Source organism: Mycolicibacterium wolinskyi, assembly GCF_002101965.1.
Lineage (GTDB): Bacteria > Actinomycetota > Actinomycetes > Mycobacteriales > Mycobacteriaceae > Mycobacterium > Mycobacterium wolinskyi.
Genome location: NZ_LQQA01000010.1, coordinates 126,761 through 143,897, shown reverse-complemented (window position 1 = coordinate 143,897; position 17,137 = coordinate 126,761). Strand labels below are relative to the sequence as shown.

17 protein-coding genes are annotated in these 17,137 nt (G+C 66.1%); 7 read left to right on the top strand and 10 right to left on the bottom strand.

Features of this window, described 5'->3' with window-relative positions; translation table 11 throughout:
• Positions 1–10: 10 nt before the first annotated feature.
• On the bottom strand, positions 11–703 hold the full coding sequence (locus tag AWC31_RS09440) for a response regulator (RefSeq protein WP_085144047.1): 693 nt from the start codon (positions 701–703) through the stop codon (positions 11–13).
• Positions 704–731: 28 nt separating this feature from the next.
• Positions 732–2,270 carry a sensor histidine kinase gene (locus tag AWC31_RS09435; protein ID WP_085144046.1) on the bottom strand — a complete coding sequence of 513 codons (1,539 nt, stop codon included), beginning with the start codon at positions 2,268–2,270 and terminating at the stop codon, positions 732–734.
• A 105-nt stretch (positions 2,271–2,375) separates the two neighbouring features.
• Here AWC31_RS09435 and AWC31_RS09430 point away from each other — a divergent pair, with 105 nt between their 5' ends.
• From AWC31_RS09430 to AWC31_RS09420, 3 genes are all read left to right on the top strand, one after another.
• Entirely contained in the window at positions 2,376–3,740 is a 1,365-nt protein-coding gene (locus AWC31_RS09430; protein ID WP_085144045.1) for a cation:dicarboxylate symporter family transporter, read from the top strand.
• A 129-nt stretch (positions 3,741–3,869) separates the two neighbouring features.
• The gene (locus AWC31_RS09425; RefSeq protein WP_085144044.1) at positions 3,870–4,184 is read left to right on the top strand and encodes a hypothetical protein; all 315 of its coding nucleotides are present in this window, start codon (positions 3,870–3,872) and stop codon (positions 4,182–4,184) included.
• A 153-nt stretch (positions 4,185–4,337) separates the two neighbouring features.
• Positions 4,338–4,829, top strand: coding sequence for a cupin domain-containing protein (locus AWC31_RS09420; RefSeq protein WP_085144043.1), 492 nt, complete (start codon positions 4,338–4,340; stop codon positions 4,827–4,829).
• On the opposite strand, the gene AWC31_RS09415 is transcribed toward AWC31_RS09420, so the two are convergent.
• From AWC31_RS09415 to AWC31_RS09400, 4 genes are read right to left on the bottom strand one after another with little or no spacing between them, the layout of a single operon-like run.
• Entirely contained in the window at positions 4,826–5,506 is a 681-nt protein-coding gene (locus AWC31_RS09415; RefSeq protein ID WP_085144042.1) for an N-acetylmannosamine-6-phosphate 2-epimerase, read from the bottom strand. The genes AWC31_RS09420 and AWC31_RS09415 overlap by 4 nt on opposite strands.
• Positions 5,503–6,435 (bottom strand): ROK family protein, encoded by a 933-nt coding sequence (locus AWC31_RS09410; protein WP_085144041.1) that lies wholly within the window; start codon positions 6,433–6,435, stop codon positions 5,503–5,505. Before AWC31_RS09410 ends, AWC31_RS09415 begins: the two co-directional genes overlap by 4 nt.
• Positions 6,432–7,379 (bottom strand): dihydrodipicolinate synthase family protein, encoded by a 948-nt coding sequence (locus tag AWC31_RS09405; RefSeq protein ID WP_085144040.1) that lies wholly within the window; start codon positions 7,377–7,379, stop codon positions 6,432–6,434. Before AWC31_RS09405 ends, AWC31_RS09410 begins: the two co-directional genes overlap by 4 nt.
• A gap of 30 nt (positions 7,380–7,409) precedes the next feature.
• Positions 7,410–8,891, bottom strand: coding sequence for an MFS transporter (locus AWC31_RS09400; RefSeq protein WP_272937909.1), 1,482 nt, complete (start codon positions 8,889–8,891; stop codon positions 7,410–7,412).
• 210 nt (positions 8,892–9,101) lie between these two features.
• On the opposite strand from AWC31_RS09400, the gene AWC31_RS09395 reads away from it, so the two are divergent.
• Positions 9,102–9,824: a FadR/GntR family transcriptional regulator gene (locus AWC31_RS09395; protein WP_067844586.1), complete on the top strand. Its 723-nt coding sequence runs from the start codon at positions 9,102–9,104 to the stop codon at positions 9,822–9,824.
• A 21-nt stretch (positions 9,825–9,845) separates the two neighbouring features.
• On the opposite strand, the gene AWC31_RS09390 is transcribed toward AWC31_RS09395, so the two are convergent.
• Positions 9,846–10,157 carry a hypothetical protein gene (locus AWC31_RS09390; protein ID WP_085144038.1) on the bottom strand — a complete coding sequence of 104 codons (312 nt, stop codon included), beginning with the start codon at positions 10,155–10,157 and terminating at the stop codon, positions 9,846–9,848.
• A 449-nt stretch (positions 10,158–10,606) separates the two neighbouring features.
• Between AWC31_RS09390 and AWC31_RS09385 the strand changes: the two genes are divergently transcribed.
• Positions 10,607–11,209 (top strand): hypothetical protein, encoded by a 603-nt coding sequence (locus AWC31_RS09385; protein ID WP_085144037.1) that lies wholly within the window; start codon positions 10,607–10,609, stop codon positions 11,207–11,209.
• Positions 11,210–11,257: 48 nt separating this feature from the next.
• Positions 11,258–12,886, top strand: coding sequence for a fatty acid--CoA ligase (locus tag AWC31_RS09380; RefSeq protein WP_165765934.1), 1,629 nt, complete (start codon positions 11,258–11,260; stop codon positions 12,884–12,886).
• Positions 12,887–13,168: 282 nt separating this feature from the next.
• On the opposite strand, the gene AWC31_RS09375 is transcribed toward AWC31_RS09380, so the two are convergent.
• Together AWC31_RS09375 and AWC31_RS09370 are read right to left on the bottom strand one after the other, a co-directional pair.
• Positions 13,169–14,359, bottom strand: coding sequence for a lipid-transfer protein (locus tag AWC31_RS09375; protein WP_085144299.1), 1,191 nt, complete (start codon positions 14,357–14,359; stop codon positions 13,169–13,171).
• 18 nt (positions 14,360–14,377) lie between these two features.
• Positions 14,378–14,764 carry a hypothetical protein gene (locus AWC31_RS09370; RefSeq protein ID WP_234816780.1) on the bottom strand — a complete coding sequence of 129 codons (387 nt, stop codon included), beginning with the start codon at positions 14,762–14,764 and terminating at the stop codon, positions 14,378–14,380.
• A 246-nt stretch (positions 14,765–15,010) separates the two neighbouring features.
• Between AWC31_RS09370 and AWC31_RS09365 the strand changes: the two genes are divergently transcribed.
• A complete protein-coding gene (locus AWC31_RS09365; protein WP_085144034.1) occupies positions 15,011–16,060 on the top strand; it encodes an NAD(P)H-dependent amine dehydrogenase family protein in 1,050 nt (349 codons plus the stop codon).
• Between the two features lie 6 nt (positions 16,061–16,066).
• On the opposite strand, the gene AWC31_RS09360 is transcribed toward AWC31_RS09365, so the two are convergent.
• A complete protein-coding gene (locus tag AWC31_RS09360; protein ID WP_085144033.1) occupies positions 16,067–17,110 on the bottom strand; it encodes a zinc-binding dehydrogenase in 1,044 nt (347 codons plus the stop codon).
• Between the last annotated feature and the right edge of the window lie 27 nt (positions 17,111–17,137).

Below are 17,137 nucleotides of genomic sequence, written 5' to 3'. Positions count from 1 at the left end.
GGGGATCAGCTCAGCGCCACTGGTAGCGCGTGCGGGGACGGCCAGTTTTGCCGTATTCCGTGTTGCGGGTGACGGTTCCGTCGTCGGCAAGCCGCTCCAGATAACGCCAAGCCGTCACGCGTGATACGCCCACCAGCTTGGCGACCTCTTCGGCGGTGAGTCCGTTTGGTTCGTCGCGAACTGTCCGCGCGATCTCGTCGGTGGTTTGCGGCGCCGCGCCTTTGGGTGCGACCGATTTGTCTGCGGCAATACGTAACTCGGCCAGCGCGCGGTCCACCTCGGCCTGGCTGGCGGCGTCGGTGCCGGCCGGCAGCGCCGTGCGGTAGCGGCGATAGCGCTCAAGCCGATCGCGGAACGCCGCGAACGTGAACGGCTTGAGGAGATAGGCCAGCGCGCCGTGGGCCACTGCCGCACGCACCATCTCCAGATCACGCTCCGAGGTGATCGCGATGATGTCGGGTGCCGGATGCAGCCCCGACAGCCCGGATGCCAACGATATTCCGCTGGCGTCGGGCAGGCCGATGTCGAGCAGCACGAGATCGATCGGCTCGTCGGACGCGGCGGCCTCGGCCGCGGCCCGCATGGCGTCACGTGCCGTGTGCACGACGGCTGCCGCGGAAAACCCTTCCAGCCGACCGAGATAGGCGTGATGGGCCTCGGCGATCAGCGGATCGTCTTCGACGATGAGCACTTTGATGGTCATCGCGGCCTCATGCTCTTCGCGCAAGCGCTCATCGGCGCGGCACCGTCACCGTCACCACCGACCCGTACGTCACGTCGGCGCGCAGCGCGCCACTGTGCTTGTTGACCACCTGCGCCACCAGGGCCAAGCCGAGCCCGTGGTCCGCGCCGTCCCCGCCCTTGGTGGAATAGCCCCGCTGCATGGCCCTTTCGAACGTCGCGGGGTCCATCCCGGCGCCGCTGTCGGCCACTCGGATCAGCAGTTCGGTGTCGTCCTGGCTGACCGTGACCTCCACCCAGGGATCGTCGCGGTCGCACGCGTCCATCGCATTGTCGATGAGATTACCGAGGACAGTGACAATCTCCGGTCCGGTCAGCACGGTCTCGGCCGGTAGCTGGGTGTCCTCGGTGACCGTGAGCGCGATCCCGCGCTCGTCGGCCTGCGCGGTCTTCCCGAGCAGCAGCGCCACCAGTGCGGGCTCGCTGACGGCGTCCGACAGCCGGTCGACCAGACGCTGCGACAGCTCGAGCTCGCTCGTGGCGAAGCGCACCGCATCCTCGGGCCGGCCCATCTCCACCATGGTGATCACCGTGTGCAGCTTATTGGCCGATTCATGGGCCTGGGCCCGTAGCGAGTCGGTCAGCACCTGCAGTGAGCTGAGTTCGCCGAGTGCTCCCTGCAATTCGGTGCGGTCGCGGATCGTGACGACCTCGGAGCGGGAGTCCGCGACGCGGGCCCGGTTCACCACGAGCACCCGTTCGTCGGTCACGTGCACCTCGTCGCGGGCACCGGGATCGTGACTGCGCAGGAACTCCGGAAGGTCGCCCGGCCGAACCGGTCCAGGCGGCAAGCTGAGCAGGCGTCGCGCCTCGTCGTTCACGAGCGCCACGCCGTTGCGGTCCAGCACGACGAGGCCCTCGGACACGGAGTGGAGGATGGCGTCGTGATGGTCGTACATCACGCGCAGCTCGTCAGGCCGCAGACCGTGCGTCTGCCGCAGCAGCCTGCGCCGGATCGCCCACACGCCGACCAGCGAAACCGCGAGGGCGCCAGCCGTTATCGCCGCGATCATCGGGATCTGCGCGCGCCAGCGCTGCGCCAGGGTCTGCTGCGTGATGCCGGCCGAGACCAGCCCGACGATCCGCCCGTCGCGGTCGCGTACGGGTGCGACGGCGCGCACCGAGGGACCGAGTGTGCCGGTGTAGATCTCGCTGAAAGTCTCACCGCGCAAGGCCGGTTCGACCGTGCCCAGATACTTGCCGCCGATCTGGCTGGGGTCGGTGTGGGTGAACCGGGTGCCGTCGGGCGCCATGATCGTGATGAACGCGATGTCGGTGCTCGTCCGGACCGCCTCGGTGACCGGTTGCAGGATTTGCGTCGCCCGCCCGGACCGGATGGCCTCGGCCGTCGACGGCGAGTCGGCCAGTGCGGTCGCGATCCCGATCACCTGCTGCCGCGCGGCGGCGTCACCGTCGCGGCGTGCGTCCAGCAGAGCCAGCGCTGTGCCGGCCAACACGACAACCGCGACCACGATGACCTGCAGGGCGATCGCCTGCCCAGCCAGTGAGCGGGGCCACCAGCGCGCCACAACACCTCCGGTTCTGAACGTAATGAACTAAAACGTGACCTGGCTCACGTCATCGCCGAACCTACTTCCAGACCGCATTCGATGTCGAACTGGAGGTAGTCCCCGATGAGCGTCACCCTGGACCGTCAACCGGAGCCGGCGCCGCCGCGGCGCCGGGACCGCACGCACTGGCTCTACATCGCGGTGATCATCGCGGTGCTGGCCGGTGTGGCGGTCGGGATCTTGGCACCCGAGGTCGGCAAGAGCGTCGGCGTGCTTGGCACGATGTTCGTCGATCTGATCAAGATGATGATCGCGCCGGTGATCTTCTGCACGATCGTGCTCGGCATCGGATCGGTACGTAAAGCTGCGACCGTCGGCAAGGTCGGTGGCCTGGCGTTCGTCTACTTCCTGCTGATGTCGACGTTCGCGCTGGCGATCGGCCTGGTGGTCGGCAATGTTCTGCATCCGGGCACCGGCATGCAGCTGTCGGACAGCGCCGCGGGCAAGGGCGCCGAGCTCGCCGAAACCGCGCATGAGGCAGGCGGTTTGATGGACTTCGTCCGCGGCATCATCCCTGAGACGCTGCTGTCGTCACTGACCGCCGGCAGTGTCCTGCAGGCGCTGTTCGTCGCGCTGCTCGTCGGGTTCGCCCTGCAGGCCATGGGCGATGCGGGTCAGCCGATCCTGCGCGGCATCGAGCAGCTGCAGAAGCTCGTGTTCAAGATACTGGTGATGATCCTGTGGCTCGCACCGATCGGCGCGTTCGGGGCGATCGCCAACGTTGTCGGCCAGACCGGTTGGTCCGCGGTGACGCAGCTCCTGGCCCTGATGCTCGGGTTCTATCTCACGTGCGTGGTGTTTGTGTTCGGTGTGCTCGGGCTGCTCATGAGGACCGTCGCAGGCGTCTCGATCTTCAAGCTGGTCCGCTACCTCGCCCGCGAGTACCTGCTGATCGTGTCCACGTCATCCTCCGAGTCGGCCCTGCCGCGGCTCATCGCCAAGATGGAGCACCTCGGCGTGGATCGCAGCACGGTCGGTGTCGTGGTGCCGACGGGCTACTCGTTCAACCTTGACGGCACGGCGATCTACCTCACGATGGCGTCGCTGTTCATCGCCGGTGCGCTGGGCGACCCGCTCTCGGTGACCGAGCAGATCGGCCTGCTGGTGTTCATGATCGTGGCCTCCAAGGGCGCGGCCGGGGTGACCGGTGCCGGCCTGGCCACGCTGGCCGGCGGTCTGCAGAGCCACCGCCCCGACCTGCTCGACGGCGTCGGTCTGATCGTCGGCATCGATCGGTTCATGTCCGAAGCCCGCGCGCTGACCAACTTCTCGGGCAACGCCGTGGCCACCATCCTGGTCGGTTCATGGACCAAGACGATCGACAAGGACCGCGTCGACTCGGTGCTGCGCGGTGACGATCCCTTCGACGAGCTCACGATGGTCGACGACCACCGCCCGTCGGTTGTCGAGGAACCCGCCCGCGTCTAGCTGAGGACGACAGGCCCGGCCGGTGAACCCGGCCGGGCCTGTCGCCGTTGAACCCTTGCCGTGCCCTGCTCGTAACACAGGTGAACCGATTCACGACAACGTTTACGAGAAGGTAAGGAAGACACGGCCATGCGAGTTTCAATCGTCATGCTGGCCGCGTCGGGGGCGGCAGTGGGAACCATCATGGCACCCGCCGGGCACGCAAGCGCAGAGTCGCCGATCGTGACGATCGGCCAACTCGAGGCGCAAGGGTTTTCCGTCAACATCGACCGGGTGGGCAGTGCGCCGCTGGATCAGTGCATCGTCACGAGCGTCCGCAATCCGCAGACTCAGACCAAGCTCATCCGCGTCGAGCGGATCGGCAAGAACGGCAAGCGCGATTTCGATCTGATCCCGGTCGTCGTGCGCCGCACGATCACGGTGTCGCTGGACTGTTCGCGCTAGGGGCCCGACGGTCAGCGGTGTCCACCGCCAAGCCGTGCGAGTGGTGACGTCGTATCCGAACGGCGAGAAGACCGGGTACTGCTTCAGCATCCATCGCGGGTGGCCTGCGGTGTGCAAGCCTGGGGGACAGCGATCCCAGAAAGGCTGAACATCATGAGTTCCACTGCAGGGCACGACGGGTTTCACCCGGACCTCACCGAAGCCGCGCATGGTCATCGGCCGCAGCGCACCCGAGTACATCATGTGCGGGCAGCGGAACTCAGCTCGTCCACCGCCCAGACGGAAGGTATGCAGCGGTTCGCCGCGATCAGTGGTGGGTCCGTCGGATCGGAGAAGATCTGGATGGGTGAGACTCATGTTTCGCCGGCCACCGCTTCGGACAACCATCACCACGGCGAGTCCGAGACGGCCATATTCGTGCGCAGCGGCAACCCTGAGTTCGTCTTCCATGACGGTGTTCAGGAGGTGCGCATCGCCACCGCGCCAGGCGATTACGTGTTCGTTCCGCCCTATGTGCCGCATCGGGAGGAGAACCCGGATCCCGACAATCCGGCTGTCGTCGTGATCGCACGCAGCACCCAGGAGGCCATCGTCGTCAATCTTCCAGCGCTGTATGCACTCTCAGACGACCCGGCTGGCAGCTAGTCCGCGGTGAGCGCCTGCCGGAACCAGCCGGTGATCGTGGTGGGATGCGTGATCGCGGTCCCGACGACAACCGCGTACGCACCCGTGTCGAGCGCTGCGCGGGCCTGTGCGGGAGTATGCACACGGCCCTCGGCGATGATCGGTACGTCGGGTAGCCGAGACACCAACTGCGCCAGCAGATCCAGATCGGGGCCATCGGTCATCGGCCGGTACTCGGTATATCCGGCCAGCGTCGTGCCGATGACGTCGGCACCGGCGTCGCGTGCGACAAGGGCGTCGTCCAGCGATGCGCAGTCGGCCATCACGACCGTCGGAGCACTGTCTCGCAGCCGCGTGATGGTCGCGGCGAGCGTGCGGCCGTCGGGTCTGGCGCGACGAGTACCGTCCAGTGCGACGATGTCGGCCCCGGCTTCCCGGACTGCCGTGGCGTGGCGGAGCGTCGGTGTGATGAAGACACCGTCGGTGCCCTCTTTCCACAGGCCGATCAGTGGAACTGTGGTGCGGCTCTTGATGGTTGAGATGTCGTCGACGCCCTCGGCGCGGATGCCCACCGCGCCGCCCGCGACGACCGCATCGGCCATCCTGGCCATGGTGTCGGGGTGACGCAACGGCTCGCCGGGATAGGCCTGGCAGGACACGATCAGCCCACCGGCGAGTGCGTCGATCACGTCGGTCATGGGCGTTCGGCGCCCAAGCTGAATGCCGCTGCGCCGAGAATGGCCGCCTGCGTGCCGCGTTGGGCGGGCAGTAGCGGACATTCTGATACGGCGTCGATGTAGTGCGATCGGGCGGCCTCGGTGACCATCGACCACCACAGCGGACCGGACTGGGCCAGCCCACCGGAGATGATGACGGCGTCGGGATCGAGGGTGTTGACCCATCCGCCGACGGCCTCGCCGAGGGCGCGGGCGGCCACGGCCACACAGTCGAGTGCGAGCGGATCACCCGATTCGGCCAATGCGATGAGACTTCGGTTGTCGGGCGCGCTACCACCATGGCGGTGATACATCGCGAGAAGTCCCGTCCCCGAGGCGATCGCCTCGAGGTGGCCGGTGCGGCCGCAGGTGCAGAGCAGCCCGGCCGCCGCGTGTGTCGGAGTGTGGCCGAGGTGACCGGCGGCATGCCGGGCGCCGGCCACGTGGGCGCCGTCGATGAGTAGCGAGCCGCCGATGCCGGTACCAACCGCGACCATCAGCAGCCTCTTGAGGCCTCGGCCCGCACCGTGGCGGGCTTCGCCGATCCCGTGCGCATGGACGTCGTTGACGACGCGCACCGGCAGGCCGGTGCGCGTCGAGATCAGATCCGCCAGCGGCGTTCCGCCCCAATCGGTCAGGTTGTGGGTCGCCGACAACACCGTCCCGTGATCGGAGTCGATCACGCCGGCCGATCCGATGCCGATCGCGGCGGGCGTCGGCAACCCGCTACGTGCGGCTTTGTGGCGGATCTCCGTGACGAGGGCGACGATGTTGTCGATCATCGCCTCGGGCCCTTCGGCGGCTGGAGTCGATGCAGTGCAATGCAATTCGACATCGCCGCCCGGTAGAACCAGCCCGGCGGCCGTCTTGGTGCCGCCGAGATCCACACCGATTGCGACCGCGTCGGTCATCGTCCGCCTGCGGGCAGCGGCTCGCGTGGGCCGACCGCGGCGAGGATCGCGCGTACAGCGTCGACGTCGTCGCCGCTCAGGGCATCGAACGGTTCCGGCACCTGATTGGTCGAGATGATGCCCTGCAGCATGAGCGCGGTCTTGAAGGCGCCGACGCCGGCACCCCAGCCCGTTACGGCCTTGGCGGACAGGCAGATCTCCATCAGAGCCGCCAAACGATCCTGCTCTTGGCGCATGGTCGTCCAGTCGCCGGCCAGGAACGCCCGGTGTAGTCGCACGTAGCCGTCGGGGTCGACGTTGGACAGGCCGGGGACCGAGCCGTGCGCACCACTGAGGTAGGCGCCGTCCACGACGAACTCATGCCCGGTGAGCAATGTCAGCGGTTCGCCTGCTGCCCGGTTCTTGAGGCACAGCCTGCGAAACGAGATGTCGTCTCCCGATGAGTCCTTGACGCCCGCGATCGCGCCCGCGCGGCCGAGGTCGACGAGCATGCCGGGATCGAGTTTGGTGTGCACCGCGACCGGTATGTCGTAGGCGTACACCGGAACCGGCGAGCGATCGCCGAGGATCTCGAAGTGCCGCCTGATCTGTTCGGCGTGCGTGACCGCGTAGAAGGGTGCGGTGGCGACCACCGCGTCGACCCCGGCGGCCGTGGCCGCGGCGACGTGGTCGAGCATCCGTGGTGTCTGGGTGTCGATGACACCGGCGAGCAACGGGACGCGGCCGTCGATGATCCGTGCCGCCTCCTCGATGATCTGTGCCCGTAGGGAATCGGTGCAGAAGGCCACCTCACCGGTGGATCCGAGCACGAACAGGCCGTTCACCCCGGCCGTGATGAGTCGGTTTATCATCCGCTCGAACGACGCGATGTCGAGGCGGCGGTCGTCGGTGAGTGGGGTCACGACCGGGGGGATGACTCCGGTCAGCTTGCCTGCGGTGCTCATGTCGGTGGCTCCTGGAACGTGTTGAAGGTGTTACTTGTCGGCGGGCGCAGCATCGGGCATCGTCTCGGTGCTGTCGGTCGGCCAGACGTGTTTGGGTTTGACCAGCCGTTGGACCCGCAGCGGGGCGTTGATGCCGATCAAGACGATGACAACGGCGGTGAGCCCGAAGGACAGCACGCCCAGAGCGGTGCCGAGTGGCATCTTCGTGGCGAGGCCTGCCCCCAGTACCGGGGCCACCGCACCGCCCAATGCGCCTACGTTGTAGGCGAATCCGAGGCCGGCCGCACGCTTCTCGACCGAGAAGTAACCACCGATCCACTTGGGCAGCAGTCCCGAGATGCCTTGTCCGAACACCTGCTGCAGGAACAACAGCAGGCCGAGAACGAGAAGATTGTGGCCCCCGACGAGGAATACCGGGAAGATCAGCACCTGTGAGATGACGAGACTCATCCAATACGCCCGCCTGGTGCCGAATCGGTCGCCGGTGAAGCCCGCGACGACGCAGCCGACCGCGGCGCCGAAGCCGGAGAAGAACAAGATGTTCGCGACATCCGCCGGGTCGAGTTCGAGATCGGTCTTGAGGTAGGTGGGCAACAACGCCTGAATCGGCCACGAGTACAGGAATGCGGTGAAGATGACCACCATCACGGTCAAACCGGTTGGCCAGCGGGATCCTTCGAACTGCACCATGAACGACACGAACACCGCCGCGGCAAGAAGCGCGAGCGCGGCCACTGCGAACGGGTTGCCGACGGTGTGGGTGAAGATGAGCAACAACGCGCTGAACGCGAGGATGGTTGCCACGACGTTGAACACGGACCGGCGACCCTTGTAGAGCGTGCTGAACATATCGGGTGCCGCGGTGCGGGTGCCGGCGTGGTGTTGCTCCCTGGCGCGCTCCCAGTCGTCGGACTCGGGCAGGGTCCGGCGCAGCCACAGCGCGAGTGCGATGGGGACCAGGCCGATCGCGAACAGTGCGCGCCAGCCCCATTCGGGCACCACGAACCGGTAGGCCTGCGCGGACAGCACGGCGCCGATCGAGAATCCGCTGATCAAGAACCCGGAAGCCTTGTTGCGCATGTGTTTTGGCCAGGACTCGATGACATACGTCGAGCTGGAACCGTATTCGCCCGCCATGCCGAGGCCGATCAACAGCCGCGCGGCGAACAGAACCCAGTAGCCGGGCGCGATCGCACACAGTACGGACCCGAGCGAGAACAACGCGATGCTCACGACCATTGCGTTCTTTCGGCCGAACCGGTCACCGAACGCACCGAGAGCCAAACCGCCGAACCAGCGGGAGATGAACGCCGCCGACACCAGCGTTGCGCCCATCACCGGTGTGAGCTGGAATTCTCGGATCACCTCGGTGAGGACGAGCGTGATGATCACGAAGTCGAACCCGTCGAGCAGATATCCGAGCCACGAGGCGACGAACGCCTTCCACTGCCGTCGCGTGAGTTGCCGATACCAGACAGTGGGTTCTTTGGTGCTGCCGCCGACCGTGCTCACCACATCGCTCTCCCTTGAACATCGGATGTCTGATGTCCTATGTCGTGTAGACGGTAGAGCGCAGTGACGCTCAGCACAAGGCCCGTCTTCAGGCCTGGTAGATAACTCGCGCCACCGCTGCGAAGGACATCTGATGTAGTACCTTCGTTGCCAGGACATGTCTGTTGACCCGAGCGAAACCCGTCGAGCCTGGAAGGACCGGATCCGTCGATGCAGCACGATGTGTCGAGCCTCATCGCTCCCACAGATCTCGGGGGCGGCACCGTGGTGAGCCGCATCAAGGAGTACATCCTCGCCAATCGGCTGTCTCCAGGCGATCCGCTGCCCACCGAGAACGAACTCAGCCAGCAGCTCAACGTCAGCCGGTCCCGCATCCGGGAGGCCATCAAGACGCTGTCCGCGCTCGACATCGTCGAGGTGCGCCACGGCTACGGCACCTACGTCGGGCGGCTGAGCTTTCGCGCCATGGTGGAATCGCTCGCCTTCCGGGGCATGCTGAACGCCGAGGACGGCCTACACGTCTTCGCCGAGCTGGTTGACTTCCGGGAGCTGATCGAAACCAGCCTCGCCGGACAGATCATGGAGCGCCTCACCCCGCAGGCGGCACTGAGCATGCGGCGCCTCACCGAGACGATGGCCGAAAAGGCCGCGCAGGGGCAGGAGTTCGCCGCCGAGGACAGAGAATTCCATCTGCTGCTGATGGAGACCACCGGCGCGCTCGCAGTGGGTATGACAGGTGCGTTCTGGGACGTGCACGCGTTGGCCTCCCGTGCGGTCGGCCCGCCCGACGATCTGCAGGCCACCGTCAACGCGCACGTCGCCATACTCGACGCGATCGAGATGGGTGACGCCGAGCAACTGCGCGCCGCGATCCGCGCGCACTACGTGCCGATCCGGGAGCGCATGACCCGGCAGCGACCGGGGCGCGAGTGACGCGCGGTTCGAACGGTTGTCTCAGCGCTGGCAGTTCAGCGAGACGGACACCGTCTGGCTGGTGACGACCTCGACAAGAGCGCGGTCGTTGTTGAAGCCCGGGCCGATGTAGGGCACCCACTGCTTGACCTGCTGGGGGTTGCGCACGCTGGTGACGACGCACTGGTCCAGCGGCGCGGTTCCGACCCGGTCGATGTTGACCGTGTAACCCTCGGACTGCAGGCGGCTGATCACCTGCTGAGCCGTTTCCTCGGCGGAGGCGAGACCGGCAGGCGCGCCCACCACCCCGATCGCAGCTGCAGCGACTGCAACCAGGGACCACTTCACGCGCATTGACCGCACCTCTCCTCAGTTACTTCACATCTTCCTCTCCATACATCGTTTCGGAAACTCCTTTCGTTCCCGGTTCTGCGGCCGAGTTTGTGTGACTTACACCTTGCCGGACAGCAAAGTGCTCCAGATGTGCGTTCTGCGGTCACCGGGCCGCTGTCGTCGAAGCGGAACACGGTGGCAGTGTGCGGATTTCGTATCTGCGTGATCGAGTGCGTCGATGTTTGCTGACAGGGTTGGCGGTTCATGCGGTAATCCGGTCAAGCGACCTGGATCGATGCTCCCGGCCGGAAACGGAGCCCCCACCGGGCGCGGTGTTTCGTTCTATGTTGCTTGTGATTCGGCGCCGGGGCGGTGGGGAGTGTTGAGTTCCGCCCGGTGCTGAGTTCCGTAGAGGCGAGCTTCCTGTGAGCTTGCTGAATGTTTGCTGTACGACAAAGGAGGGGTGGCCGATGTCGGCGCCAGTGCTGCAGATCGACCGGATCGACAGTTCCGACGAGCGATTCGGACGGGCGAAACGCTGGGAGTACGAGGTCTTCGGGCAGGGGAACGGGTATTCCGGCGCCGACGACGACGCGGCCGGCGAGATGTGTCACTTCCGGCGCTGGGAGCAGTCGTCGGAGTTCTTCGTCGGGCTCGGCGGGGACGAGCAGCCCGTCGGTATCGCGCGGGTGCTGCGGGCGAACCCCGACCTCGGCATCGACAGCTTCAGCACGGCCTACGTCGCCGGGCACGCGAACCTGATCTACCGCGACTGGCAGGCGTTCTTCGCCACCGTCTCGCCGAACCGCGTCGCCGAACTCGCCACGCACGCGGTGGTTGCGTCACATCGCAAAACAGGTGTCTCCGAACAACTTTGGCGCCATCTTGCGCAAACGCTGTCGTCCGGCGGTGTCCGCTTCGTCACGGTCGCGCTGGCCGCGCCGCTGTTCGATCGGTACCGGTCCAGATTCGGCGACGCCATCGAGCAGTTCGCCGACATTCTGCCCGGCTATGTCGGGGTGGACAGCGTTCCCGCGGTCATCGACCTGGAGTTGCTCAAGCCTGGCGCATAGCTGCCGAATCGCCCCGGAGCGGGCGCCGCCGCGGATAGCATCGCGCCCGTGGACAGCACTATGCAGAAGTGGCCATTGACGATTACGGCGATCCTGCGGCATGCCTGCGGCGTCAACGGTGACCGCGCAGTCACCACCGCGACCGGCCAGGGCGGCTACCGCACCACGAGCTACCGCGAGGTCGGCGAGCAGGCCGCCAGGCTGGCGCATGCGCTGCGTGGGCTGGGTATCACGGGCGACGAGCGCGTCGGCACGTTCATGTGGAACAACACCGAGCACCTGACCGCTTACCTCGCGCTGCCCGCGATGGGCGCGGTGTTGCATACGCTGAACATTCGCCTGTCTCCCGAGCAGATCGCCTTCATCGCCAACGAGGCCGAGGACCGCGTGATCATCGCCGACTCGTCGCTGATCCCGTTGCTGGCTCCGGTGCTCCCGCTTGCGGAAACGGTGCACACCGTGCTCGTGGTGGGTGACGGCGACCTGGCGCCGCTGACTGCCGCCGGCAAAACCGTGCTGCGCTACGACGAGGCGCTGGCCGGCCAGTCACCGCAGTTCGACTGGCCGGACATCGACGAGAACTCCGCTGCCGCAATGTGTTATACGAGCGGAACCACGGGCAACCCCAAAGGGGTCGTCTACAGTCACCGGTCGAGCTATCTGCATTCGCTCAATACCTGCACCGCCAACGCACTCGACGTCAGCACCACCGACGTGGTGTTGCCCATCGTGCCGATGTTCCACGCCAACGCGTGGGGCCTGCCGTATGCGGCGCTGATGGCGGGGGCGAACCTGGTCATGCCCGACCGGTTCCTCGACGGGGCGTCGCTGATCGAGCTGATCGAATCCCAGCGCCCGACCGTCGCGGGTGCGGTGCCCACGATCTGGAACGAGGTACTGAACTGCCTGGAAAGGGCTCCGGGCCATGATGTTTCGTCGCTGCGACTGGTCGCCTGCGGTGGCTCGGCGGTGCCGGTGTCGCTCATGCAGAGCTTCCAGGAACGCCATGACGTCTACATCCAACAGGCGTGGGGGATGACCGAGACGTCACCGCTGGCGACGGTCGCAAAGCCGTTGTGCGATGTGTCCGACGAGCGGCACTGGTCGATGCGGGCCACACAGGGCAGGCCCATGTGCGGTGTCGAGATCCGCATCGTCGACGACGAAGGCAATCCGCTGCCGGCCGACGGCAAGACCGCCGGTGAGCTAGAAGTCCGTGGGCCGTGGATCACCGGCAGCTACTACCTGGGGCGCGACGCCGGGAAATTCGATTCCGGCTGGCTGCGCACCGGCGATGTCGGCGCGATCGACGAGCTCGGCTACGTCACGCTCACCGACCGGGCCAAAGACGTCATCAAATCCGGCGGTGAATGGATCTCGTCGGTGGAACTCGAAAACCACCTCATCGCCCACCCTGCGGTGCTCGAGGCCGCCGTCGTCGCAGTGCCCGACGACCGTTGGCAGGAACGTCCCCTCGCGGTCGTCGTACTACACGAGGGCGCTTCCGCGAGCCCGGAGGAACTTCGAGAGTTCTTGGCCGACAAGGTCGTTCGCTGGTGGCTGCCCGAGCGATGGACGTTCATCGACCAAGTTCCACGCACAAGTGTGGGCAAGTACGACAAGAAGACCATCCGCGCCCGCCACGCCGAGGGCACCTACGAGGTGATCACGCTCTAGGAGTTGGGGTGTGGCGGGTGTGCCGGCCCGCGATTGTCACGCCAGAGTGACGCTTGGCTTCTGCAGCCACTCCAGCGTGACAAGCGTGGGGTGTGGCGGGTGTGCTGGCCCGTCATTGTCACGCCAGAGTGACGTTTGGCTTCTGGTGTCACTCTAGTGTGACAAGCGTGGGGTGTGGCGGGGGTGCCGCCCGTCATTGTCACGCCAGAGTGGCGCTTGGCTTCTAGTGCCACTCCAGCGTGACAAACGCCAGCGTGCCACTCCAGTGTGACAAGCGCGGATTCAGCGCTCGGCGCGCTGATAGGCCGTCACCACGGCGGCCCCGCCGAGGCCGATGTTGTGCTGCAGCGCAGCGGTGACACCGTCGACCTGACGTTTGTCGGCGGTGCCACGCAATTGCCAGGTGAGCTCGGCGCACTGCGCCAGGCCGGTCGCGCCGAGCGGGTGGCCCTTGGAGATCAGCCCGCCCGAGGGGTTGACGACCCAGCGACCGCCGTAGGTGGTGTCGTCCTTGTCGATCAGCGCCGGCGCCTCACCCTCGCCGCACAGGCCGAGCGCTTCGTACAGCAGGAGTTCGTTGGCGGAGAAGCAGTCGTGCAGTTCGATGACCTGGAAGTCCTCGGGCCCGAGGCCGGACTGGTCGTAAACCTGTTGTGCGGCTTTGACATTCATGTCGTAGCCGATCAGGTTCTTGGCGGTGCCGTCGAACGTCGAGGCGAAGTCGGTGGTCATCGACTGCCCGACGATCTCGACAGCCTGGCCGGCAAGGCCGTGCTTGTCGACGAACGCCTCGCTGGCCAGGATCGCCGCGCCCGAGCCGTCGGAGGTGGGGGAGCACTGGAGCTTGGTCAGGGGGTCCGAGATCATGCGGGCGCCCAGGATGTCATCGAGGGTGTACTCGTCCTGGAACTGGGCGTAGGGATTGTTGACCGAATGCTTGTGGTTTTTGTAGCCGATCTTCGCGAAATGCTCAGCCGTGGAACCGTACTGCTTCATGTGCTCGCGGCCCGCTGCGCCGAACATCCACGGTGCCACCGGGAAGCCGAACTCGTCGATCTCGGCCATCGCCTTGACGTGGCGGGCCATCGGCGACTCCCGGTCTTCGGCGCCCCCGCCAAGCGATCCGGGCTGCATCTTCTCGAACCCCAGCGCGATCGCGCAATCGGCCAAGCCGCCCCGAATCGACTGGGCGGCAAGGTAAAGCGCGGTCGAGCCGGTCGAACAGTTGTTGTTGACGTTGACGATCGGAATGCCGGTCATGCCGAGCTCGTAGAGCGCGCGCTGGCCCGACGTGGAATCCCCGGCGACATAGCCGACGTAGCCGGCCTGCACCTCGGAGTAGTCGATGCCGGCGTCGGCCAGTGCCTTGGTGCCCGACTCGTTGGCCATCTGCGGGTAGTCCCAGCCCTCGCGGCGACCGGGCTTCTCGAACTTCGTCATCCCCACCCCGACAACGAACACTTTGTTAACCATGTCGAGGAACATACGACGCTAACGATTCGCGGACAAGGACACGTTCTTGAGCCGCAGCTGACGCATGCGGACCGCCAGTCCGGCGACGGCAAGCAGCGAGAAGATGCCCAGCTGCCACCAGTCGGCGGCGTTGCCGCCGTCGCGGTCGACGAAGTGGTTGATCGCATGCAAGGTGTTGGCCACCACGAACCCGGCCAGCACCACCGCGATCACGTCATGCCACCACAGCGCGAACAGCATCGTCGCGCCGATCCCGATCTGAAACGCCCCCGCATCATGCAGAAAATGTTCGTGGTTGGGCCAGTTGGCCCACTGTGCGAAGGATGCCGGGTCGATCCGCATCCACACCCCGGTCACCAGCATGCTCAACGCGGCCACAACGACGACAATCTGGATGAATCTCATTTGCATACTCACCAGACGACGCAGCCCGCCGGGATGTGACAGTCACAGTTGGGCGCGCCATCTCGTCCAACCGGTATGGCCTATCTCGCCGACCATTCGCTGCTGCTCACCGTGCCGGCATTTCTGCCTGCCGTCCTCGTGGCTCTCGTCGTGTCGTACGTGGCGCGACGGGATCGCACTTCTCCTGACGACGACGGTGGTGTAGACCTAAAGTAGAACGCGTTCTAGTTTCACCGAGGAGGTCGCGTGGCGCTCAAGGTCGTGCAATGGGCAACCGGGGGCGTCGGCGTGGCCGCCATCAAGGGCGTTCTCGAACACCCGGACCTCGAACTCGTCGGCTGCTGGGTGCATTCGGAGACCAAGAACGGTCGCGACGTCGGTGACCTCATCGGAACGCAACCACTCGGCGTCATCGCGACCAACAACGTCGACGACATCCTGGCGTTGAACGCCGATGCGGTGATCTATGCGCCGCTGCTGCCCGATGCCGACGAGGTGGCCGCGTTGCTGCGGTCGGGCAAGAACGTGGTGACCCCGGTGGGCTGGATCTATCCCGGCGAGCGCCAAGGCGCGGCGTTACGCGAAGCGGCGCAAGCCGGCAACGCCACGCTGCACGGCACCGGCATCGCGCCCGGCGGCATCAGCGAGAAGTTCCCGCTGCTGTTCTCGGTCATGTCGACCGGCGTGACTTTCGTTCGGGCCGAGGAATTCTCAGATCTGCGCACCTACGATGCGCCCGACGTGGTGCGTCATGTCATGGGGTTCGGCGACACCCCGGACAAGGCGCTCAGCGGGCCGATGCAGAAGCTGCTCGATGGTGGATTCATCCAGGCCGTCAAACTCGTGGTGGATCAAGCCGGGTTCAACGCCGATCCGCGGATACGGGCCTCGCAGGAGATCGCGGTGGCAACGGCGCCGATCGAGTCGCCGATCGGCGTCATCGAGCCCGGGCAGGTCGCTGCCCGTAAGTTCCACTGGGAGGCGCTCGTCGACGGCGAGCCCGTCGTCCGGGTGACCGTCAACTGGTTGATGGGTGAGGAAAATCTCGACCCGGCATGGACTTTCGGGCCCGAGGGGCAGCGCTACGAGATGGAGGTCCGCGGCAATCCCGACTTCACCGTCGCGATCAAGGGATTCCAGGGCGAAGCCGGCGATGACGGCCCAGAGCCTGGCGTGGTGGCCACCGCGGCACACTGCGTGAACTCGATTCCGGCCGTGTGTGCGGCCGAGCCCGGTATCGCGACCTACTTCGATCTGCCGCTCTTCAGCGCGAAGGCCGCGCCTGGATTGCGGTGAGCGCGGTCAGGGCCGCACGAGAATGCGGATCGGATTGCCTTCCTGACGTTCGAGTTTGTCGATTCCGGCCGCGATGTCTTCAAGGGACACGACCTCGCTGATCGAGCGGGACAGATCGAGCCGGCCGAGGGACACCAGTGTCGCGAGCGTCGAAATGTCGACGTTCTGATAACCCAGGTGGCCGAGCACCTGTTTCTGCGTCAGACCGAACATCGACGTCGGGCCTACGGTGGGGGATTCGGCGCTCATCCCGACCGCGACCAGCCGCCCGCCAACGGTCAATTGGCTCAACGCCTGTTCGAACGTCGACCTCAAACCGACCGCGTCGAACGCCACGTCCAGCCCACGGCCGCCGGTCACCTCGGCGATCTCGTCGCCGAGATTCTCGTCGCGCGCGTCGAAGGCGTAGTCGGCGCCCAGCTCAAGCGCACGTTCGAGCACTTCGGGTTTGATGTCGACAGCGACAACGGGCACCGCGCCGACCAACCGTGACAGCTGCACGATGTGGGTGCCGACCCCGCCGAGTCCCCAGACACCGACGGATTCACCGATGCCGACCTTTCCGGTGCGCACGACGGCTCCGTAGGGCGTCGACACCGCGTCGGCCAGAATCGCCGCCTGCTCGAGCGGCACGTTGTCGGGCACCCGGGTGAGTCCAACCGCCTGTGCGACGGTGTATTCGGCCCACGCCCCGTCATAGGCGAAGGCCATCAACTGGATCCGCATGCAGTTGGCGATGTCGCCGCGGCGGCAGTTCGGGCAACTCATACAGGGCCGGCCGGCGGCGACGATCACCCGGTCGCCCTCCGCCCAGCCGGTGACGTCGGGGCCGAGCTTCGCGATGACGCCCGACGCCTCATGCCCCTGCGTCACCACCGGTGCCTGCGCCGGGAAGGTACCGTTGATCAAGCTCAGGTCGGAATGGCAGATCCCGCAGAACGCGACCTTGACGAGAACTTCGCCGGGCCCCGGCTCGGGAATCGGAACATCCTCGACCACAACTGTTTTGGTGTCGGCATAGAAGCGCTCTGCCCGCATGGTGGATGCCATATCGCTCTCCTCGCTCGAGCTACTAAC